The sequence below is a fragment of the Acidithiobacillus sp. HP-2 genome (genome assembly GCF_015100155.1).
In the GTDB taxonomy this organism is placed as follows: Bacteria; Pseudomonadota; Gammaproteobacteria; order Acidithiobacillales; family Acidithiobacillaceae; genus Acidithiobacillus.
Window position 1 is genome coordinate 1 of record NZ_JACKZA010000007.1, and the last position, 21875, is coordinate 21875.

The following is a 21875-nucleotide window of genomic DNA, read 5'->3' on the forward strand; positions in this document are numbered from 1 at the left end:
GGTGGGCTCGGAGATGTGTATAAGAGACAGGAATCATAGGTGGCTTGTTCCAGTTTACGGCTGGAAAAGACCCCGTTGGCATAGCCGTAGACCAGAATCGCCAGGAGGGTGGCCGGGTGATAGGCCTTATGGCCACGACCTGCATATTGTTGGACCAGTAGCGAGAGATCGAGCTGATCAATGACTTCTACAATAAATCGCGCCAGGTGCCCTTCCGGGAGCCAGTCGTCCATGGAGGGGGGCAGAAGATAATCGGTCTTGCGGTTAGTATCGAGGAAGTGGGCCATGAAATCACTCATCACATTGAATTATAAGTAATTATATGATAATTCGACGCAAAGGGAAAGTCCGACAAGCTGCTAGTCAAGCACACGGCCCATTGTAGCATCAGGGCGGCATTCAATCCGTGGGCGGGGCTGAAGGCAGATCGACGCCCGCATAGATGTCCTCTACTGAAAGTGCCAGGTCGACACATTGGCAGCGCAAACGATCGCTTTCCGGGTCATTCAACAACTCGTACCACCAACCTTCAGGATGCCGGCGGAATGCCTCGACAACGATTTTTTCGCTATCCACCAAAACATATTCCTGCAGGCTAGGAAGCGTCTGATAAGCTTGTAGCTTTTCACGACGGTCCACATTCGCCGTGCTCGCCGACAATACTTCGACGATAAGGCAAGGATCTTCCAGATAGAGGGTATCTCCGGACAAACGCTCGCCACAGCGCAACACCACATCGGGGTAATAAAAGGCATCTACAGCTTCCACCCGCACTTTCATATCGCTGTTCAGAACCTGGCAGTGACTACCACGGGCTTTTTGCCAGAGCAGTCCATACAGATTGCCGACAATCTGGTTATGCCGCAGCTTGGCCCCGGCCATGGCATAAACCTGCCCGGCCACATACTCGTGGCGTATATCGGCGCGCTCCTCACCTTCCAGATACTCTTTGCCAGACACCGGCCGTAACATGGCTATCTGCATAACCTTTCCTCCTGCCTCAGCGTATCAACAGCCCCCATCATAAGACTTGGAAGCTTCTGTGTCATCGCCGCAAGATGGCCAGAAATAGCGGGTAGCGCTGGGATCATTCTTCCCCTTAGGGCTTGATGTCGCGCCCCAAGCCATATTTGAGGCGGCGCGCAGGCAGATACCAGAACAAACCATCCAGCAGCATCAGGCAGCCTGCAGCAATCAGAATATAATCGGTAAAGCTGTAGGGTGTTGCACCCAGTATTTTGTGCAGGGCCAGGCCCAGACCGATAAATGCCACACCGGTGCGGATCAGCGATAACCCGGTTCGGGCACGCGCGTAGGAGGCACGGTGACTGGCGGCAATGGTGCGCTGAGCCGCGAGCATATTACGCTCGCGGGCCAGATGGGTGCGCTCCTTGCTGGCCGGTACCGGGCGCAAAATCGAACAGTAACGGGGAATGGCTGCAGCCAGTCTGGCCAGGGCACTGGCATCTTCTGCCTCAACCGGCGCTTCGGGCAGGTGATAGCGATCGGTAAAGCGCACGTTCTCGGTGGTGATATCAATCAAAGCACTTTGGCAGGGTAAATCCATGCGGCTGCCACGCACTTTCAGGTAATCAAACAAGCCAATCAGTGCCAGGACAATCCCGACCAACAAAATCAACAGATGATAGGATGAGAGGTCGTTGTGGGTGACTTTGGTCAGCACGTTGGCGAGCGCCACCATGGCAAGCCCCCAGCGCAGCAACTTCATGGCCGTCCGAGCGCGGGCATGGGCCGTGCGATGCGCAGCCAGCTTGGTGCGCCAGTGCGCCATGGTGTTGCGCCAATAGGCCAGGCCCGTGCGCTCAATGCCAATGAGCAAGGGCGCCTCAGCATGCTTGTAGTCCTGTATGTACCAGCGTATGTCTTCTTTGAGCGCGACACGAAATTCGTAATGATGGGCCGGGACCAGGTCCTGAACCCGGGCACGCATACTCGGGTTGTTCGGGTCAGCCGCAGCGATAATGACCGTGTCCCCCATCTGCCGGATCGGAAACCACTCTCCGGCGCGCAAAACCTTGGCATCCAGGCCGGAAAACAGCTGTGGTACGGGCAGGCGTTCATCATATTGCGTGAAAGCGCAGTCATAATGCCGGGCTAGCGCGTCCAGCAAGGCGCAGCGCGTCATTGCCAATTCCTTCAATAAGATGCGTTCGGCGTCGATACCACGCTTGGCGGCACTACGTAGTGCTGACTGGAGCAGGGTTTCACTCAGAATGCCCTGCTCAACCAGGGGATAATAGGGCGATATTTCAGTGTTCATGTGGATAATGGCTGCGCTTCCAGGCGCTTTTCGGTTGACTGTAATCGGCATCGGCGATTTCAAAACTACCGTCGATAAGTGGTGAACTGCGCTTGACCCGTTCTGCCGGCAGATACCAGCGCAGGCCATCGACAATGAGGTACAGACCAATGATCACCAACACGGCATCAAAAACTGTCCAGAGGATGTCTACATGGCCCGTAAATTCGAAATAAATGTAGAGCCCGGCGCCCACCGTCATGATGCTGAAGCCGGTGCGGATGAAAGCCATGCCGGTGCGCGCCCGGGCCATGACCGTCCGCAGCCGCGACATGACGTTGCGTTTGTCCGCAAGGGTGGTGCGCTCCAGAGCCAGGCCGGTAGTTGCAAATACTCCTGGGCGCGACTGCCCGGCATTGGCCTCCACTACCGGATCCATTTTGTGGGTATAAAGGCATAAGGAGGGAAAAATGCGGTCCCAAGGCCCGCGTTTACCGTGGGCATTACTTACCGCTTCCAGCGCACGATTGGCGGCATTCCGCCCGGGATGGTACCAGAGAAAACCCTCCACCAGCATGAAAAGACCAATCGCAATCAGACTCCAGTCAAAAATCGACCAGGGACCGGCAGGGAATTTGCGGATGAAGCCAATGCCGATGGCTGCAAAAGCCACACCCGTCCGGGCAAAGGCGAGTCCCGTCCGCGCCTTGGCCATCATCGTCCGCAGATAAGCCAGAATGGTGCGTTCCTCAGCGAGATTCGTCCGGTCATTCGCCAGGAAACGCCGCCTTTCGACTGGAGAAAGCGCATCCCAGGCCGCGCGCAACCCGGCAGCACCTGCAACCACCGGACTGCGTCGAAATGCCATCTGCCCGCCCGGATCGATCACATTCAGGGCTGAATAGTTTTCGGGAACCGCGTAGGGGAGATAGGTTTTGATGGCGCGCGATTCCCGACGCGCCGGCAGATACCAGAGCAGGCCGTCAATCATGGCCAGAATCCCGAAAACCAGGAGTGGGATTTCAAAAAACAACCAGGCCCCACCACCAAATAAGCGCAAAAAAGCGACACCAATACTGGTCAACGCGACTCCCGTACGTGCCAGGGCAAGCCCGGTGCGGCTGCGCGCAAAACGGGTCCGTTGCGCGGAGTAGCGGGTGCGTTCTCCGGCCAGATAGGTACGGACTTTAGCCAGGGGTGTACGCCCGCCATAAACGGGAAAATCGTCATTCAGATCGGCGCTGTTTTCAATCAGACGAATGAGGTCGGGGCGCGTAGCCACCCTGAGAGTAAGGTTTTCGACACCAAGGGTTTGCCGGATATGCGCCAGCAAAGCGGGATCATCCGGCGTACAGGCTATGACTTCGGCGCTTTCCGCCGTCCAGGCCACAGGCAACCATAACTCGTTTCTGAGCGTGTCCACGTCGAGTCGGCGGAGAATTGCCTGCGATGCAACCAGCCCCTCGTCGTATTCGGCTACAGGACAACCATAGCGGTCCTTCAAGTCATCAATCAGTTTCTCTTTAGGCAATGCGTCTATCGTAATACCCCAAATGAACAACCATCAGCAGCTCAGTGCTCACTGCACTGCGCAGACACATTCCTGCGCAGATATGCAGATGCAAACCGCCTATTATAAACAAATCGCGGCAGCAGTGACCAGCCGTAGTCGCGGGCAATAAAATTTCTGGATAGATAGATTATGAATTGATCCATTAAAAAAGGATGCATGGACAGCAAGCTGTCTTATGCACCCTAAGGACGGAAGAACGATCGCAGAATGTTATCAGGGCTTGATATAGCTGAAGCCGGCATGCTCCAGCTGCATGATGCGGACGATTCCTGCCGGCACAATAACCACAGAGTGATCCAGCTTGGGAAGATGGCCAGTTTTCTTCTTGAACTCTTCCATGCTGTTATGGCACACATCGAACTCCACCCCCTCAGCATTAATCGCGGCAATGCGACTCGCCACCGGGCTGTTGGGAAGATACATTTTGATGCCCGGCCCAAATGCCACGACAACAATCTGAACCTTTTCCTGACCAAAATAATTGAGCAGGTTTTGCGCATTATTCAAAGTAAGATTCCAGCGGGCCGGATTATCCTGACTGACCTGGATCACCACATGATGCTCGGCAAAAGGCAAGTCATGTATAAAAGCAGGGTGATTAAAATGAAAATCATGGAGCATCGAAACATTGGCTGAATCGACATTGGCCGAAGCAGTGGCCATGCCCAACATGCCCATCACCGGCAAAACGCTGGCCAATACGGCCACCTTCAAAAAGCTCTTCAATAACATCACCATCTCCTCGTTATCTTCATCAAAAGGCAATCATCGCCTGCATGGCAAATTCATTATCCACGGCATCGGAAATACTATTCGCAACAGGATTAGGCTGATGCGGTACACCCAGCGTCCGGAAGTAGTAACCGGCCATGATTTTGGTCAGTGGCGTGAAGTGATACTGCAGACCAATGGCCCAGGTTTTGAATATGCGTTGCTGTGCCGGATCATTCGGCAAGCGGTCGTAATAGTCATAACGTAAATTCGCTTCAATATGCCTGGTCAAAAACAAGCCGCCTTCCAGCATGTAACCATTGGCCGTGTTCTGGCTGCCGGGATAAAGTTGGGTGTTGGTCAGTGGCGCAGCCAGACCAGGGGCGCTGCTGAATGCCGAAGCTGCCGATATCCAGCCGGTACCACGCATATACTGGAAGCGGAATTGCCGGCCCCATTGGTGCATATAGCCTTGCAAATACTGCACATCCACGCCGTAGCGATTCATACTGTAACTGGCGTCATTCAATTCAGGACTGGCATGCTGATACCAGATACCCGCCTGCACATCGCTACGGAAGGGTCCTTTCCCCCCGAATATATAAGCTTCCTGCAGACGCGCAGCATAAAGGGGACTGCTCGATTGGTTACCGGCAGCCACGGTTCCAAACATTCCGATCATGGCGCCATAGGTAAATTCCCAATGACCGTTACGGAACCAGTCAAAAGCCATGATGCCTGGATAGCGGAAGGCATTAACACCCAGAGTCTGTTGACCATTAATCAAATAGGCGTTCAGGTCAGGATTGATTTTGTAAGGATTGCTGGAGTTATACATTGGTTGCTGCATCAATTGCCCAATCATTGTCGATGACAACACAAAGTTATAACTCATAAATCCTTGCATGGCTCCTTCGGCGCTTGGTGCACGAATAAGACCTGCTTCAATTCTGGCCCCTGGAATATAACTGAAGGTAAAATGCCCATCAATGAGGCCAGGTTGATAACCGCCACGCACACGCGTGAAACCATTATCACCAAACTCCCCACCAAAAAAATAGGAAATATGCTTGTTCAGGTTTCCGCGAAACATGATTCGCGCCCGCAGAATATTAGCGGTAGTGCTTTGGGAAAATCCTGGAGCTATGAGATCAATATGCGGAATCTGATTTTTTTCAAGGCTGTCTTCCTGGCCGGATTGTGCATATAAACTCGGCTCAATAAATCCCGAAACACCAAATAACGGGGCTTTGGCAGGAGAAGTTCCCTGCAACTCGAACCAGTTGGCGGCATGGGCTAGCGGGGATAACCCAAGCATGGCTGCTGCGACAATAAGTGTATTTCTGGAAATTTTATGGCCGTGATACATGTTTATCACCTCGCGATGTTTTGGCTGAATATTTATATTTTGAAATAAACGACGACCAACAACGTGGGAATGCCGTTGACCTTCGCCTTACGGACAAAAAGGTTAGCAATGTTCGTGCCACAATGAAACCCATGCTTATTGTGGAAGAGGATTCGCCAATGCGGACAAAATAGCACAAGGACTTGTGCTTAAAAGAACACAACAAATAATCCATATTCCTCTATTAAGGAATACTAATAAATTGTCGCTCTATTTCTTCGAGACTCAGGCCTTTGGTTTCTGGCACCAGCTTCAGGGTGAACAGTATGGCCAAAAAAGTCATGAGGGCGTAAATCAGAAAAGTTGCACCACGGCCAATGGCGCCAACGAGATCCAGAAAAACTCCAGCCACCAGCATGTTAGCCAGCCAGTTGATCACCGTGGCCAGACTCATGGCGCGACCACGAATAGCCAGCGGGAAAATTTCAGAAATCAACAACCAGAATATCGGCCCTAAACTCATCGCGAAAAAAGCGACAAATACCGCCGAGGTCACAACGATGAGCGCAGCCCCCAACGCTCCCTGCAAATTCGTTAAAAACTCCAGCGAGAGGCCCAGCAAGCTGAACAGCATGCCCCACAATCCCCATAACAACAATTTGCGACGTCCCAGACTATCCAAAAAGCGCATGGAAATGATGGTCGCCAGGACATTCACCAAGCCAATGCCGCCCGTCGCCAGAATGGCCATGAAAGGAGAAGACAATCCAGTCTCCTGCAAAATCTTCGGCGCATAGTACAAAACGATATTGATGCCGGTGATCTGCTGAAAAACGGCCAGGCCCACAGCGATGACCATCAGGCGACGCAGTTTCCGGTTATTGAACAGGCTACGCAACGCCATAGGCTCGGTGTTCGCATTGCCCAGCTGTAAGGATTCCAGCTCTTCTGCCACCAGCGCCGTACTGCGCAAATACTGCAAAGCGGATTTGGCCCGATCGATGAGCCCTTGCCTGATGAGCCAGCGCGGACTCTCCGGCAACATCCACATTCCCACAAAAAGAATAAGCGCGGGCAAGGCTCCCAACCCCAGCATCCAGCGCCAGCCACTGCCAAGGTCGCTAAACAGGAGATCTACCCCATAGGAAATGAAAATCCCGATGCTGATGTAAAGCTGATTAATGGTGACAATGGCCCCGCGCCGCTCTGGCGTGGTAATTTCAGCCAGGTAAAGCGGGGTCACCGTTGAAGCCACCCCAATAGCCAGTCCCAGAAAGGCGCGCCCCAGAAAAAGGAGTGCCACACTGTTGGCAGACGCTGCCAAAAGACTTCCGAAAACAAACAGTGCGGCAGTTGCCAGCAAAATCCGGCGCCGTCCCCATCGGTCTGCCAGCAACCCGGAAATAGCGGCGCCCAACGCGGCACCAGCCAAGGCCACCGCCACGAACAATCCCTGCATGCTGCCATTGAGCTGGAAGTCATGCGCCAGAAAGAGCAAAACCCCCGCAACCACCCCGGTTCCATAACCAAACAGGAGGCCACCCAGACCAGCTATCACAGCAATCAGCACAAATCGCCAATCCCGATGTTTTACTGACCGTTCGGGCTGCAGCATGCTACCCCCAATACTTCCTGAATCGCGCGTTTCTGGCGCTTAATGCTGGGTACAATGGCCACCCTTCATCTCCCTCTCTTCGACATAGACCAAACTACGCAGCTCCTTAATCATCTTATTGTTTTCACACTCAAGAACTGAGCCCAGATAGAGAGCATTGACCATATCTCCGTTATCCAGCGCCAGTTTTGACTGGCGTGCCAGATGATGTATTTTTTCATGGCGCTGCAAAATCTGTAAAAACTCGGACTGATCGCCAAAACGCAAGGATCCGTCCCCCTTCAGCCAGCGTCCAAGATGGCATTTTTCTTCGGCATCCTGTTCCAATACATGTTGCGGAATGGATTTTTGTTCGCGCATGGCCAGCAGAAAATTCTCGGTCCGTTGTCCATGACCTTCCAGCAAAGTCGGCAAAATATCAATGGAAGAATGGCTGAGCATACTCAAATTCAGACTTTTGAACTGCCGCAGCCAAAGGGGAATATCTTCTCCGGGCATGGGCTTGGCAAACAGATATCCCTGCAAGTGACCACAACCCATTTTCGCCAGTAATTTGGCATGGGCTTCTGTTTCCACCCCTTCCGCAATCACATCCAGACCCAACATACGACTGGCAGTAATCACAGCTGCCACAATAGCCAGATCCTTGGGGTCGTTGATCATGTCGCGGACAAAGCTTTGATCCAGCTTGACGGACTGGGCGGGGAGCTGCTGAAGATAGGTCAAAGAAGCGTTCCCCGTTCCAAAGTCATCCAGCGCCACGCGCACACCCAAATCATTGCAGGCCGCCAGTCGCTCCTGGGCATGAATGAGATCCTTAAGTGGTGCTGATTCGGTAATTTCGATTTCGATCTGCTCAGCAGGTAAACCGGGATATTTTCGTAGAGCTTTTTCCAGATCGTCCAGGAAACGTGCATCCAGTAAATGATGGGCACTGATATTAACGGAAACACGCAAGGCAAGTCCTTGTTGCTGCCAGATTTGACCTTGCCGAAAAGCGGCATCCATCACAAAAATACCCACGTCCCGGGCATAACGATGATGATCCAGACCGGCCCAGAAAGCTGCGGGACCCAGCAAACCCCGTTCAGGATCAAGAATCCGAAGCAAAGACTCAACCCCCGATACGCCACCAAAACTGTTGACGATTGGCTGGTAATGCAACACCAACTGATGATTTTTAAGTCCCCTTTCGAGCAGCAGTCGCATATTGGCCGCATTTTGTGCGGCCTCATCCAGAGTCAGACTGTACAGACTGAGCTGATCCCCTCCCTGTTTTTTTGCCGCATATAATGCCATATCCGCATGCGCCAGAAGGGTTTCTACGGATACTTCATCCAGAGGATATAACGTCACGCCCAGACTGGCACTCACATGAATCCACTCACCATCGATTTCCACAGGCGTACGCACGGCTTCCAAAATCCGTCCACAAATGAAGTCCAGGTCGTCTATGGAACCCAGCGACGGAAAAAGCAGACCGAATTCGTCCCCTCCCAATCTTCCCAAGGTGTCGCCAGAACGCAAGCATTGACGAATCCGCTGGGTGACAGAAAGCAGCAAACGATCACCGGCGCCATGTCCAAAACGGTCATTGACCGGCTTGAAAGCATCCAGATCCAGCAGCACTACCCCGAGTAAAGTCTCGTCTCGACTGGCCTGCCGGCGGGCGATTTCCAGGCGATCCATAAATAAAAGACGGTTGGGAACCTGAGTCAAGGGATCCCGGAGCATGCGATTACGTAATTGCAAAACGATCTCGCCGAGATGGGCAAACGCCTCAAAATAATCTGACCCGATTCTTTTAAAATATCCTTTTGCCCGAGCGCCAATAAAACCTAAACCTTGCAAGTCACCCGACGAAAAAGGCAGAAACACCATTTCCTGAACGCGGGGTCGCAATTTCCGGATCCATTCCGGTGCTGCAGGATCATCACTTGAGTAAACCAGGACCTGGTTTTGTTGTAAGGCCTGCCAACAGGGATCTTCTGCAGAATAAGGTAGATAGGGCATGGACAAGCGCAAACCGGCCGAAGCTTCCAGAGTTAATAGATCATTGACTCTACTGGAGCACAGAAAATAGCCAGCCAGGGTGATATAACGACTTTTACGCGGCAAGCGCTCACATAACACCTGTAAAAGACTGGTGTTATCGGTATCTTTTTCAATACGGGTGCTTGCCAGGGTATCCAGCAACACATCAAAAACGGCGCTTCGCTCACCATCCGTTTCCCGCGCTGCCTGGGCGTAGCCGCTTAACTGACTCATCAAGTCACCCATCAGCAGGCTGATGAGGATTTGTCCCAGACGCGAATGGTGTTCGGTTGGGACATGCTTTTCCAAAATCGGCTGCCAATGCCGCCAGTAGATGGTGTAGCCACCGGCCAGCCAGGCAGGATCAATGCCTAAATGGTGATGCTTGGCACCCAGTTGCTGCATGGCAGTCTGCCAGGAAGGGTTCAGTTGGTTGTTCAGAAGATCATATCCATGCTCCGCCTGACGCTGAACCAGGGCTTCAATCTGTGCTTCTGAAAAGTTTCTGAAAGCTGCGGCGGTAGCCGGATGTGAAAACAGATAGTTATAAAAATCCCGGGCCAGCTGTTCTGCACTTTGGGCAAATAAACCCCAATACTGGTCTAATAAAATGAAATCTTCACGATCCAATCCCAAAAAACTGACCAGATTATCTGAACTTTTAAAGGAGCTATTCATCGCTGCAAAAAGCCGTACAACCTCCCTGTTTGGACAGAACCGCATCCAGCACCAGGCTTTCCAGCGTTTCCGTCGGGCTTACCCCATAGAAAACACTCAGCTCCTTGAGCATTACCCATGCCCACTCTGAGAGTGCCACTTGCTTTATAAGCGCCGCTTTTTGCCCTACCTGATCATTATCAGGTTTTGTAGTAGACATAACTTTTACTCCAACCTCACTACGTTTATTCTGATAGCCATTATATTTTTTCCAGACAACCAGCCTGGACTTGTAATGAAAATGATACAAGTTCTGGGAGGGAAGAGCAAACAGAGAAACGAAGGTTTTTCTTATATATCATAAATGTAACGCAAAGTAACAGCACATTATAATAATATCATTATTTTCTTAATCTGTTATTCAACGAATTTCATGAAAAATTAAGCAATCAAAATTTTTTATTAAAAAATGCGCGTATTTCTCGAGTATTCCGGGCGCTTCTGAATTTCCTCGGCTTTTTTACATAAATATAAGTGTTCGGCACGTTTTTTTTGATCGCGGGTGAGAGACATCCGGATTCCGACCAGGCACTGACCCGCTGGAGCCCCTTCTTCTTGAATACGAACAACAGTAACCACCGTTTCACAGGTTCCACAGTCAGCAATGGTAAATTCAGCAAGCACATTTTCACCAGGCCGAAACAATCCTTTGGGCGCAAAAAAGCTGGCACCGCTGGGACTGAAATCGTGTAGCCGCCCTACCAGTTCAGCACCACCCGCCTTGCGTATGGTAATAGCACCATCCAACTTGACACGTTTGGCTCTACGCGAGGCTCTGCGGTAGATCATACGCGGCACATCAAAATAATAACGCCCTTCAAACATGTATTTCAGATCCGAAAAAAACATATAAATAAAGTCACCCAATTCAAGAAAAATCAGGGCTTTCTTATAGTCTTCCTGCGCAAGAACACCCTTCAAGCGGAAAAGCAGATTCTCCGATTCACAGCCATCAAAATAAAAGTGTGCGCCAGAATCATTGCTGTCTGCCGAAAAAATTACGGCATCTCCCAGCCCCTCCGCAGACCTCTCTGAACATAGCATCGCCGGGATATTTTCAAAGACAGCTTCACCAAACTCCTCAACCAGAATTTGCTGATATTCTGCAATACTGAGCCCGCTTCTCAACGGTAGCATCATACCCAACTCTGTATCGTCAGAAGTCAGTCCCATATACCCTCCAAAAACAAGTGGATAGGCCCCATAATCCGGGCGAGCAGACAAAGGAGTAATCCAGAAAAATTCAATGAAAACTTACACGTGAATATTTTAGAAACTTTATTACCAAAAATGTTACACCTAATGTCACAAAGGAACAAACACCGCTGGCTAACGCAACCTGTCGGGAGGGTGTCCACAAGTCCTCCGGTCTGCGCTACACTGCCCCGCAATCAACCCACCACGCTCCCGGATGGAACCCGCCATGGCCCAATATGTATTTACCATGAATCACCTGAGTAAAACCGTACCGCCCAAGCGTGCGCTGCTCAAAGACATCTCTCTGTCTTTTTTCCCTGGCGCGAAAATCGGGGTCTTGGGGCTGAATGGCTCGGGGAAATCCACCTTGATGAAAATCATGGCCGGTGTGGATCGGGAGTTTGAGGGCGAAGCCCTGCCCATGCCGGACCTGAAAATTGGTTATCTGCCTCAGGAGCCCGATGTCGATCCCAACAAGACCGTGCGTCAGGTGGTGGAGGAAGGACTCGGCGAAATCATCGACGCGCAACAACAACTGGAAGCCGTTTATGCCGCTTATGCCGAACCGGACGCTGATTTTGATGCCCTGGCCACCGAGCAGGGACGACTGGAAGCCATTGTCGCCGCCAGTGACGGGCATCAGGCAGAACTGCAGATGGAAGTGGCCGCTGATGCTTTGCGCCTGGCTCCCTGGGATGCGCTGGTGGGCCCTCTTTCCGGTGGCGAAAAGCGTCGTATTGCCCTCTGCCGCCTGCTGATCAGTCGTCCCGACATGCTGCTTCTCGACGAGCCCACCAACCATCTGGATGCCGAGTCGGTAGATTGGCTGGAACAGTATCTGCAGCGCTTCAGCGGGACCGTGGTGGCGGTCACCCATGACCGCTATTTCCTGGACAACGCTGCCGAATGGATTCTGGAGCTGGATCGCGGTCGTGGCTTTCCCTATAAAGGCAATTACTCGGCATGGCTGGAGCAGAAAGAAAAACGTCTGGAACAGGAAGCACGCAGTGAAGCTTCGCGCCTCAAAGCCATGCAACAGGAACTGGAATGGGTGCGTCAGAATGCCAAGGGCCGGCAAAGCAAAAGCAAGGCGCGCCTGGCCCGCTTTGAAGAACTCAGCTCCTACGAGTACCAGACGCGCAATGAAACTTCGGAAATTTTCATTCCCGTTGCCGAACGACTGGGTAATGAAGTCATTGAATTCAAGGATGTCAGCAAAGGCTTCGGCGACAAGCTTCTGTTTGAGAATCTCAGCTTCAAGATTCCTCCGGGTGCCATCGTCGGCGTGATTGGTCCCAATGGCGCCGGTAAGTCCACTTTTTTCCGGATGATCATTGGACAGGAACAGGCCGACAGCGGCGAAGTAAGTATCGGCGCTACCGTCAAACTGGCTTACGTGGATCAGTCCCGCGATGCCCTGGCGGCCAAAAACAATGTCTGGGAAGAAATTTCGGGAGGCCTGGATATTCTCACCGTTGGTAAATTCGAGATCCAGTCCCGCGCCTATTGTGGTCGCTTCAATTTCAAGGGGAACGACCAGCAGAAACTGGTGGGCCAGTTGTCGGGTGGGGAGCGCGGTCGCCTGCATCTTGCGAAAACGCTGATTGCCGGTGGTAACGTGCTGCTGCTGGACGAACCGTCTAATGATCTGGATGTGGAAACCTTGCGGGCCCTGGAAGATGCCCTGCTGGAATTTGCCGGTAGCATCCTGGTCATTTCCCACGATCGCTGGTTTCTGGATCGCATCGCCACCCATATCATCGCCTTTGAAGGCGATGGTCATGTCGAATTTTTTGCCGGCAACTACCATGAATACGAAGCCGACAAAAAACGTCGACTCGGCGAAGAGGGAGCCAGGCCCCATCGCTTGCGCTTCAAGCCGATTGTTCGCTGAGGCGACGAATCTGCAAGCAGGTTCAGCGGTAATGCCAACGTAAAGTCAACCCAATGGTTCGCGCTGGTAGAGGGTAGAAATTGGCGCCGCTGTCCACGGTAATGCCACCGGTATTGATCAAACCAATTCCCTGATTTTGCAAAAGGTTATAGACCCACAAGTCGACATCCAGTGACTGGTGTGGACCATTCCAGGTGTGACCCAGGTTGAGATCCGTCAGGAAATAGCCAGGAACAGGTTCCCTGTGCAAACTGTCTGCCCAACGTGGACCAAGATACCTTTCCTGCATGGAGACGCGCCATTGTGGGCTGTCGTACTGCAAAAAGGCATTTGCGGACCACCTGGGCGTATCTGGCGTCTGCAAACCGGCTACTGGAAGTAATGTACCGCCGACCCCCTGCACATTTTGCGAAAAAACGCTGCGTGTATAACTTCCGTTGCCGGTGAGTGACCAGTTTCTGGCAAATCGCCATTGACTACTGAGACTCGCCCCATAGCTGCGCCCATTTCCGACATTTTGCGGATAGGTAAGACCGGAGAGCGCATCATATACCGAGATGGATTTGTTCTGAAAAGTACCGTAATACCCCAAAGCTTCCATATATCCCGCATCGGAAGCCCAACGCAAGGCCATATCTCCCTGATTGCTGCGAATCAGGCGCTGGGCATTCCAAAGATTCTGGATTTGCAGACCTGCACGATTAAAGGCTGCGGCGTTCTGCTGATAAGCCGGCCACAAATCAAATCCCGGGGAGGCTACGTTACTCCCTGCACTGGCACGCAACAGCCAGTGCTCGCGCAGTAAAAAACGCAATCCCAGGTAAGGCAGAAAGGCTGTCAATGTCCGGCCTCTCACTGACTGACGAGCGATCAGCGCAGACTGAGCCAGCGCCTCATCCAGTACATCCGTCGTCAGTTTACTGGGATCAAAGGCCTGCAATCCCGGAAGGGTATCCCAGACATATCTGCCACCCCAATCCATGGTCAGCCGGCCCCAGTGCCAGCTTTGTTGCAGATAAAAACTATCGTAACGTTCCGGACTGCCCGGTGCACTCAGCAAGGACCAGCGCAGAAACTGCAGCCCTCCATTTGCAGTGGGCTGATATAAGGCACTGTTGGTGAGCGGATGGGGCGGGATTTTTTCGTCATGCCAATACCCGGCCCGCCAGTCCCAGACTCCGGAATGCTTTTCCCAATCAAGACGCAAGCCCCAGCGCCAGGCATTGAGATCCGCCCGCTGTACCAGCCCCTGACCATTTTGTACGATGCCACGCCAATATGCTCCGCTTTCCTGCATCGCGTAAGGAGATAAATGCAAACTTCCGTAAATCCCCAAATGCTGACGCCACTCCAGCAATAACGCATTGTCAGTGAAGCGCTGATGATTATAGCCCTGGTATAGGGAAGCCTCCGGAGAAAATGGATTACTGGCGGGATTGCGGGCATAGGCGAGCCGCCCGTAGCGCTTTAAATCAAGCGTTTCACGGTAATTCAGTGGTCGGTAATTGCTGCTGCGATAATCGGCATGTACATAAAACAGGCGCAGAAGACCCGAGGCGTATGGCTGTTGCCATCCGATAGCGGCGTTGCTTCTTCCTTCGGGAGCCGCACCCCAGCCCCGCCATTGGCCTGCCCGGGTGAACGATCCTGAAAGAAAGAGCGTCGACCCGCCAGGCAGGGCGCCACTATCCCAACGCAGGAAACTCCGGGAAAAGCCTTTACTACCAACACTCTGACTGAACAACCACGCAGTCTGTGCTTGTGGCCATAAAATACGACTATCTACCACCCCGGCCAGACTACCAGGGCTCGGCAGGGAGGGCGGCACCGCACCCATAAATAACTGCAGGGACTGTATGTCCTCCTGGTCCACCAACCACTGACCCGGCCCGGAAAATCCAGCCACCAGTGGTAACCCGTCCAGCAGATCACCGGCACCATGCTGGGCAGTCTCACCGCGTACCCGCAAGCCCTTACTGGCACTTTGCACATTGGCAAGATTAAGGGCGTCTGCGGCGTTATAGCTAACTCCCGGCAAAAAACCCAGTGCTGCTTCGCTGTTGGCGCCTCCCGGACCCGCCAGCGCCGCGACCTGTTTTTGATCCAGGCGAAAAACCGTAGCACTTCTTGTCGACGATTGCCCGATCTGGACGGGCAGGACCGCCGCCTCTTCGCGACGGACCGTACCCAGATCTTCTGCTTCTGCCGTTTCGCTAAAAAACCCAATAGATAAAGGAAAAACTCCACCCAGTAACCATAAAAAATGAAAATCAGCCCAACGAATGACCATCCTATCGCTCCCTTTATATGCAACTTTGTTGCAATAATAGATCATTCTTCGCGAGACTCAACCTGCTTCTTCACGCAGACCAAGCGCTGGTCATACCAATAAAGGGCTTGCAGACACCTTGACTTTCGGACAGCATCTCCTTATCTTCTCAGCCCTTAGGATTTACCCGCAGGAAGTGTTCCAATGAAGCGTACTTTTCAACCCAGCATTACCCACCGCAAGCGGACTCACGGCTTTCGTGCCCGCATGGCGACCAAGTCCGGGCGTCTTGTTCTGAAACGTCGGCGCGCCAAGGGCCGTCAGCGTCTCTGTCCGTAAGTTTATGCATCCGGCGCAGGCGCATCCTCATCGCTTTACCCGCGAGGATCGCCTCCGTCAGAAAGCGTTGATTCAGCGCACCATTAAACAAGGGCGCAAAAAAGTTTTTCCCGAGTTGGTCATGTATACCCTCCCCAATACTGTTTCTCATCCCCGGCTGGGTTTGGCCGTGAGCCGCAAGGTAGGTAACGCCGTCATTCGTAACCGGGTCAAACGTCGTCTGCGCGAGGCCTTTCGCCTGCAGCAAACGCGCTCGGCAGGACAGGATGTCATGGTGGTTGCCCGGAATGGGGCCAGACAACTCAGTATGCGCGTTATGGGTGGTTATTTCCGGCAACTGCTGGGGAAAGCATGAGCGCGCGCCGCGCAGCCGTGCTGGCGGTTCGTACCTATCAATATGCCATCAGTCCCTTGCTGGGCCATCATTGCCGCTTTTATCCGACCTGCTCCGAATATACCTGTCAGGCCATTGAACGCTATGGCATCGCCAAGGGTTCGTGGCTGGGTATCAAACGCATCGGCCGCTGCCATCCCTGGCACGCGGGCGGTGTTGATCCCGTTCCTTAATACTCTGGGGCTCCATGGAAAATCAGAAAACTTTTCTTGTCATTGCACTGGCCGTGGTCTTTTTTCTGCTGTTTCAGGCCTGGCAGGAGCAAAATGCGCCGAAAACCGTGACGCCCGCAACCAGCACCGCCAGCAAGGCAGTCGCTCCCGTCACCGCCCCGACGGTTTCACCCATTACCACGACGGTACCTGCAGCCGTCAGTCAGGCCATGGCTCCGGCGCGCGGCCCCTCCGTGCCTTTCAGCACCAGGGTGTTTACCGGTCATATCGGCCTGCATGGTGGAGACATCCAGAATCTTGGCCTGCGTGCCTACCCTGTAGCCACCGATAATCCTGCTCCTTACCCTATTCTGGACACAAGCTCCGCCAAACTGACGACCCAACAAAGTGGATTTTTGGGAAGAGACGGACAATTACTCATTCCCCAGTTTGCGGAAGAAAAGCCCTCTTCGGATACGGACAGCCCGATCGTCCTGAAGGGCAAGGCCGGACCTTTGACGATCACCAAAACCTGGGTTTTCCAGCCCGATAGCTATCTTGCTGAAGAGCACATCCAGGTAACCAACAGCGGAACCCAGCCCTGGAACGGCAGCTACTTTGATCAGATTCTGCGCAATGATCGCGCCGAAAGTCACATGTTCATGTCCATTTTTACGGGCGCCGTACTGATGCATGGCGGAAACTTCAGTGAAGTCAGTTTTGGCGACATGCGTGACCACCCCCACACGGAAGCAGGGCCTGGCTGGGCCGGAATGATGGACCATTATTTTCTGGCAGCCGTTCTGCCCGCCGAACAGGCGCAGCATGTGCAGGTTTATGCCCGACCCTCCGGCAGTAATTATGTGGCGGGGGTAAATACGCCTCTACCCACCCTGGCTCCGGGGCAGAGTACCACCATTACCCAGCAGATTTTTCTGGGTCCCAAACAGCAAAGTCGCCTGGCGGCACTGGGTCGGGGTCTGGAGCAGACGGTTGATTATGGCTGGTTTGCCATTATTGCCGAACCCATGCATCTGGTACTCAAATGGTTTCATGGTCTGGTCGGCAACTGGGGTCTGGCCATTATTCTCCTGGTCATCGTCATCAAGGCGATCTTCTTCTATCCCTCGGCCATCAGTTACCGGTCCATGGCCAACATGCGCAAGCTCCAGCCCAAACTGGAAAAACTGAAAAAAGAATGTGGTGATGATAAGCAGAAACTGGGCGCGGCCATGATGGAGCTTTACCGTACGGAAAAGGTCAATCCGATGGCGGGCTGTTTGCCCATTCTTCTGCAAATGCCTTTTTTCATTGCCCTTTACTGGGTTCTGGTAGAAAGCGTATCACTCCGCCAGGCACCCTTCATCCTCTGGATTCATGATCTGGCGGTGCCCGATCCTTATTACATCCTGCCGCTGCTCATGGGCATTTCCATGTTTTTCCAGCAGCGCCTCAACCCTGCGCCCGTCGATCCAATGCAGAAAAAAATCATGTCGGCTCTGCCGGTCATTTTTGCGGTGTTTTTCTCTTTTTTCCCGGCAGGTCTGGTACTCTACTGGTTGACCAACAACGTCGTTTCCATTGGTCAGCAATACCTGATCACCCGACACATCATGGCCGCCAAAGACTAGGGCGGCAAGGCTTTTCGCAGCTGGGTTGTCTCATCGGTTCCTGAATCGTGGCGAGGATCTTATAGATGCGCTATCAGCAGGGAGATACCATCGTCGCCATTGCGACGCCGCCCGGAGAGGGGGGCGTCGGCATTTTGCGCCTCTCTGGTCCAGCCGCCCTGCGCATTGCCAAGGCCCTCTGCGGACTGGCCCCGGAAAGCCCGAACTGGTCCGCCCGACATGCCCGTTTCCGGCATTTTTACGGCCGCGATGGCCAGGGCATAGATCACGGTATTACCCTTTATTTCCCTGCACCGCACAGCTATACCGGTGAAGACGTGGTCGAATTACAGGGACATGGGAGTCCTCTGGCACTGGCCACCTTGATGCAGGAATCGGTCGCTCATGGCGCCCGTGCAGCGCGGGCAGGTGAGTTTACCGAACGCGCTTTTCTCCATGGCCGTCTGGATCTGGCCCAGGCGGAAGCCGTGGCAGACCTCATTCATGCGCGCAGCGAAGCACAGGTACGTGCCGCTTCGGCAAGTCTCGAAGGCGCTTTTTCCAAGGCTGTCGACGCCATCTATTGGCAATTATTGCAACTTCTTGCCCTGGTGGAGGCCGGGCTGGATTTCAGCGAGGAAGACCTCGGCACTGCGCACGACAGCGCGGTTCATCATGGTCTCGAAACCTTGCAGAAGCAGCTGCTTCACTTGCAACAGCAAGCCCGGCAAGGTGCACGTCTCGCCAGGGGTGGCCGCGTCATTCTTGCCGGTCGCCCCAATGTTGGCAAATCCAGCCTGATGAATGCGCTGGCTCAACGGGATGCGGCCATTGTTACCCCGGTTCCCGGAACTACCCGTGACTTGCTGCGCGAGGAAATCCTGCTCGACGGCCTGCCCGTAGAACTCATTGATACGGCCGGGCTCCGGGAGTCACAAGATGTGGTAGAGGCGGAAGGCATTTCCCGGGCGCGGCAGATTTTGCAAAGTGCCCAGCTGATATTGCTGGTTGCGGACGCCCACGCCGGCTGGCAAGCCGAAGACCAGACTATTCTCGAATCCCTGCCGTCCATACCCAGACTGATTATCTGGAACAAGCAGGATCTGGTAACCCGCCTCCCCAACGCACCGGCCCACGAAGCCTGCCTGGCCATTTCTGCGCTGGCGGGAGATGGTTTGGATGCCCTGAAAGCAGAAATCATGCTGCAGATGGGCATGGAAAACAGCGCCTGTGCCTTCAGTGCCCGGCAGCGCCACGTGGAGGCACTGGCCGACACGACAGAAAAAGTGACGGATGCGCTACACCTGCAAATAACCGCCGCCCCCCCGGAGATCCTGGCGCAAACCTTGCGGGAAGCCGCCAATGCCCTGGCGCAAATTACCGGAAAAATTGATGTGGAAGATATTCTCGGAGAGATTTTTTCGCGCTTCTGTATCGGTAAATAAACGCAGATCTTCATAATATAAAAAGGGCTGGATAACCCTCCAGCCCTTTTATTTTTTCAACTATTGCTAAACCTCATTCGACGCTGATTTTCCGTCTTTTGGCAGATTCCGCCTTGGGTAAGACCAGCTCCAGAACGCCATCTTTATAGGCTGCCTTACTCTGGCTGGCATCCACATCAACAGGCAACTGTACCGTCCGTGAAAAATCACCATAACGGCGTTCACGATAAATATACTTGCCTTCTTCTTCCGTCTTGTTTTCTTCCTTGCTGCCGCTGATATATACCTGGTTACCATGAACCTGGACATCCAGCTTTTCCTTATCCATACCGGGTACTTCGGCGCGAATGACTATTTCGTTATCGCGGTCCAGAACATCAATATGAGCAATATGTGCGCGCACTGAACCATTCTGATTACCGTTATTTACCGGACGAAAAACGCCGGGCAAAAGGGAATCAAAAAACTGCTCTACCGGATCCACAGAACGCACCGACTGTACTGAAGAATTCTTTTCATCAACCATGGAATAATCTCCTTAATTCATCCCGGTGACCTAATCACCATGCTCCAGTTAATGGGGCTGCGAAAAACCATTTTCAAGCCCTGAGAGAAATATTGTTGAAGAAATACTTCAGTATGGATAATCCCAGCCTTCCGGCTGATCCTTGAAACGACGATGCACCCACCAGTATTGTTCCGGGGCCTTGCGAATAGCGGTTTCCAGCACGGTATTCATGGCCGTGGCGTCTGCCACCGCTGCACCCGCAGGAAAATTTTCGGGCATGGGCACAAACTCCAGTCGAAATCCCTGACCACGGGGCAGACGGTAGGCAAACAGACCGAACACCGGGCTCTGCCGACGCAGGGCCAGCCGCCCCAGCAAAGGAGTGGTACAGGCGGGTCGCCCAAAAAAAGGGGCATAGTCTCCTTCCCGGGGATCCACATTCTGATCCGGCAAAATACCCACCACCTGGTGCTGCTGCAAAGTATGCAAAAGAGGACGAATGCCCTCTTCCTTGGACGTCAACCGTGCGCCACTGCGTCCCCGACCTGCCGCCATCAATGCATTCAGAGCCGGATTGCGGGTGTCCATATACAGCACCGTCACTGGCCAGCGATGACCAATATATTGCACGGCCGCTTCCCAGGCCCCCAGGTGGGCGGTAAACAAAATGACACCGCGTCCTTCTGCCAGCGCAGCATCCACCTGTTCCACACCGCGCACCTCACGAATCAGCCCCAAAGCCCGGGGCAAAGGCCAGAACCACAGGGGTCCCAGTTCCAGGGCGGCCTGACCCAGGGCGCGAAAATGCCGGCGTTGCAAATCGTGGCGCTGCACCAAAGAAAGATCGGGAAAAGCAATGGCCAGATTTGCGTCCACCACCTGGCGGGGTCGCCGCATAATCCGCCGGGCGACATCGCCGAGCGCGGAACCCAACGCCGCCCGCCATGAACCCGGCAAAACGGCTGCACCACGCAGCAGGGCGACAATCAACCACACCTGCGACTGCTGTCCGGGGCTTGCCCTGGAGGATTCGACCGATGATTTAGCCACCTGATTCCTGATCTGTTCCGCAAAGCGCACATCATAAACGCGGGACCGGCCTTTTGTCGCTGCCTTCCCCCCGTTCCCAGCCTTGGTTATATTCCGGTAATGGATAATGTTACCGATAATGATCTGGTTATTCTGGGGGGGACTTTCGATCCCATCCACTACGGGCATCTGCGCGCCGTAGAGGAAGTCCGTCAGGCCCTCAAGACTGCCGAGGTGATGCTGATTCCTGCAGGTCATCCGCCGCATCGTCAAAGTCCCTGGGCTGCCGCCCGACATCGTCTGGCCATGGCCCGCATTGCCGTCGCCCACCACCCCCGTTTTGCCGTCAGTGATCGGGAGGTGGGACGTGAGGGGCCGTCCTATACCGTGGACACCCTCCGCGCCCTGCGTCTGGAACGCCCGGATGCCTTACTGGCCATGGTCATTGGCATGGATGCCTTTTTGCGTTTTGATACCTGGCGCGACTGGCAACAGATTCTGGAATTAACCCATCTTATCGTCACCGGACGACCGGGCTGGCCGGCTGCCGAACTTCCCGAAGCCTTGCGGCAAACCCTCTATCAACGGCGTTGCGACGATATCCGCCAGCTCCACCAACAACCCGCCGGCTTCATTTTTTTTCAGACCATCACCGCACTGGAAATCTCCGCGACCAGTATTCGCAGCCTGTTGGCCAACGGCCAAAGTCCGCGCTTCCTGTTACCCGACGAAGTATTGGATTATATTGAGAGCAAGGGGCTCTACCAAAGCCCGTAAATC

General features: G+C 53.6%; 20 protein-coding genes. 7 read left to right on the top strand and 13 right to left on the bottom strand.

What is annotated here, in order from left to right; all coding sequences use genetic code 11:
• From H7F11_RS06685 to H7F11_RS06730, 10 genes are all read right to left on the bottom strand, one after another.
• Nucleotides 1–287 (bottom strand): transposase (locus tag H7F11_RS06685; RefSeq protein WP_193658088.1); only part of this gene is annotated, 287 nt, incomplete at its 3' end.
• A gap of 112 nt (nt 288–399) precedes the next feature.
• Nucleotides 400–984: a Uma2 family endonuclease gene (locus tag H7F11_RS06690; RefSeq protein WP_193650233.1), complete on the bottom strand. Its 585-nt coding sequence runs from the start codon at nt 982–984 to the stop codon at nt 400–402.
• Nucleotides 985–1099: 115 nt separating this feature from the next.
• On the bottom strand, nt 1100–2281 hold the full coding sequence (locus tag H7F11_RS06695; protein WP_193650234.1) for a type II secretion protein: 1182 nt from the start codon (nt 2279–2281) through the stop codon (nt 1100–1102).
• On the bottom strand, nt 2271–3791 hold the full coding sequence (locus H7F11_RS06700; RefSeq protein ID WP_227485328.1) for a hypothetical protein: 1521 nt from the start codon (nt 3789–3791) through the stop codon (nt 2271–2273). Before H7F11_RS06700 ends, H7F11_RS06695 begins: the two co-directional genes overlap by 11 nt.
• A gap of 255 nt (nt 3792–4046) precedes the next feature.
• A complete protein-coding gene (locus tag H7F11_RS06705; protein WP_193650235.1) occupies nt 4047–4565 on the bottom strand; it encodes a DsrE family protein in 519 nt (172 codons plus the stop codon).
• A 22-nt stretch (nt 4566–4587) separates the two neighbouring features.
• Nucleotides 4588–5913: a porin gene (locus H7F11_RS06710; RefSeq protein ID WP_193650236.1), complete on the bottom strand. Its 1326-nt coding sequence runs from the start codon at nt 5911–5913 to the stop codon at nt 4588–4590.
• 223 nt (nt 5914–6136) lie between these two features.
• The gene (locus H7F11_RS06715; RefSeq protein WP_193650237.1) at nt 6137–7507 is read right to left on the bottom strand and encodes a sugar porter family MFS transporter; all 1371 of its coding nucleotides are present in this window, start codon (nt 7505–7507) and stop codon (nt 6137–6139) included.
• Between the two features lie 39 nt (nt 7508–7546).
• Nucleotides 7547–10219 (bottom strand): EAL domain-containing protein, encoded by a 2673-nt coding sequence (locus H7F11_RS06720; RefSeq protein ID WP_193650238.1) that lies wholly within the window; start codon nt 10217–10219, stop codon nt 7547–7549.
• The gene (locus tag H7F11_RS06725) at nt 10212–10418 is read right to left on the bottom strand and encodes a hypothetical protein (protein WP_193650239.1); all 207 of its coding nucleotides are present in this window, start codon (nt 10416–10418) and stop codon (nt 10212–10214) included. Before H7F11_RS06725 ends, H7F11_RS06720 begins: the two co-directional genes overlap by 8 nt.
• Before the next feature lie 242 nt (nt 10419–10660).
• On the bottom strand, nt 10661–11431 hold the full coding sequence (locus H7F11_RS06730) for a PilZ domain-containing protein (protein ID WP_193650240.1): 771 nt from the start codon (nt 11429–11431) through the stop codon (nt 10661–10663).
• 250 nt (nt 11432–11681) lie between these two features.
• Between H7F11_RS06730 and ettA the strand changes: the two genes are divergently transcribed.
• Nucleotides 11682–13349 (top strand): energy-dependent translational throttle protein EttA, encoded by a 1668-nt coding sequence (ettA, locus tag H7F11_RS06735; protein WP_193650241.1) that lies wholly within the window; start codon nt 11682–11684, stop codon nt 13347–13349.
• Between the two features lie 22 nt (nt 13350–13371).
• Here ettA and H7F11_RS06740 read toward each other — a convergent pair whose 3' ends face one another.
• Nucleotides 13372–15639 (bottom strand): TonB-dependent receptor, encoded by a 2268-nt coding sequence (locus H7F11_RS06740; protein ID WP_193650242.1) that lies wholly within the window; start codon nt 15637–15639, stop codon nt 13372–13374.
• Nucleotides 15640–15822: 183 nt separating this feature from the next.
• On the opposite strand from H7F11_RS06740, the gene rpmH reads away from it, so the two are divergent.
• The 5 genes from rpmH (at nt 15823) to mnmE (ending at nt 19558) form a co-directional block, all read left to right on the top strand.
• The gene (gene rpmH, locus H7F11_RS06745) at nt 15823–15957 is read left to right on the top strand and encodes a 50S ribosomal protein L34 (RefSeq protein WP_024894327.1); all 135 of its coding nucleotides are present in this window, start codon (nt 15823–15825) and stop codon (nt 15955–15957) included.
• A 4-nt stretch (nt 15958–15961) separates the two neighbouring features.
• Nucleotides 15962–16312: a ribonuclease P protein component gene (gene rnpA / locus H7F11_RS06750; protein WP_024894328.1), complete on the top strand. Its 351-nt coding sequence runs from the start codon at nt 15962–15964 to the stop codon at nt 16310–16312.
• Nucleotides 16309–16524 carry a membrane protein insertion efficiency factor YidD gene (gene yidD, locus H7F11_RS06755; protein WP_010640496.1) on the top strand — a complete coding sequence of 72 codons (216 nt, stop codon included), beginning with the start codon at nt 16309–16311 and terminating at the stop codon, nt 16522–16524. Before rnpA ends, yidD begins: the two co-directional genes overlap by 4 nt.
• A gap of 14 nt (nt 16525–16538) precedes the next feature.
• A complete protein-coding gene (yidC, locus tag H7F11_RS06760; protein WP_193650243.1) occupies nt 16539–18134 on the top strand; it encodes a membrane protein insertase YidC in 1596 nt (531 codons plus the stop codon).
• A gap of 65 nt (nt 18135–18199) precedes the next feature.
• Nucleotides 18200–19558 (top strand): tRNA uridine-5-carboxymethylaminomethyl(34) synthesis GTPase MnmE, encoded by a 1359-nt coding sequence (gene mnmE / locus H7F11_RS06765; RefSeq protein ID WP_193650244.1) that lies wholly within the window; start codon nt 18200–18202, stop codon nt 19556–19558.
• A gap of 73 nt (nt 19559–19631) precedes the next feature.
• Here the strand turns inward: mnmE and H7F11_RS06770 are convergent, their stop codons facing one another.
• The gene (locus H7F11_RS06770) at nt 19632–20084 is read right to left on the bottom strand and encodes an Hsp20/alpha crystallin family protein (RefSeq protein ID WP_024894331.1); all 453 of its coding nucleotides are present in this window, start codon (nt 20082–20084) and stop codon (nt 19632–19634) included.
• Nucleotides 20085–20192: 108 nt separating this feature from the next.
• Entirely contained in the window at nt 20193–21116 is a 924-nt protein-coding gene (locus tag H7F11_RS06775; protein WP_319803346.1) for a lysophospholipid acyltransferase family protein, read from the bottom strand.
• A 99-nt stretch (nt 21117–21215) separates the two neighbouring features.
• Between H7F11_RS06775 and nadD the strand changes: the two genes are divergently transcribed.
• A complete protein-coding gene (nadD, locus tag H7F11_RS06780; protein ID WP_193650245.1) occupies nt 21216–21872 on the top strand; it encodes a nicotinate-nucleotide adenylyltransferase in 657 nt (218 codons plus the stop codon).
• The last annotated feature ends 3 nt before the right edge of the window (nt 21873–21875 follow it).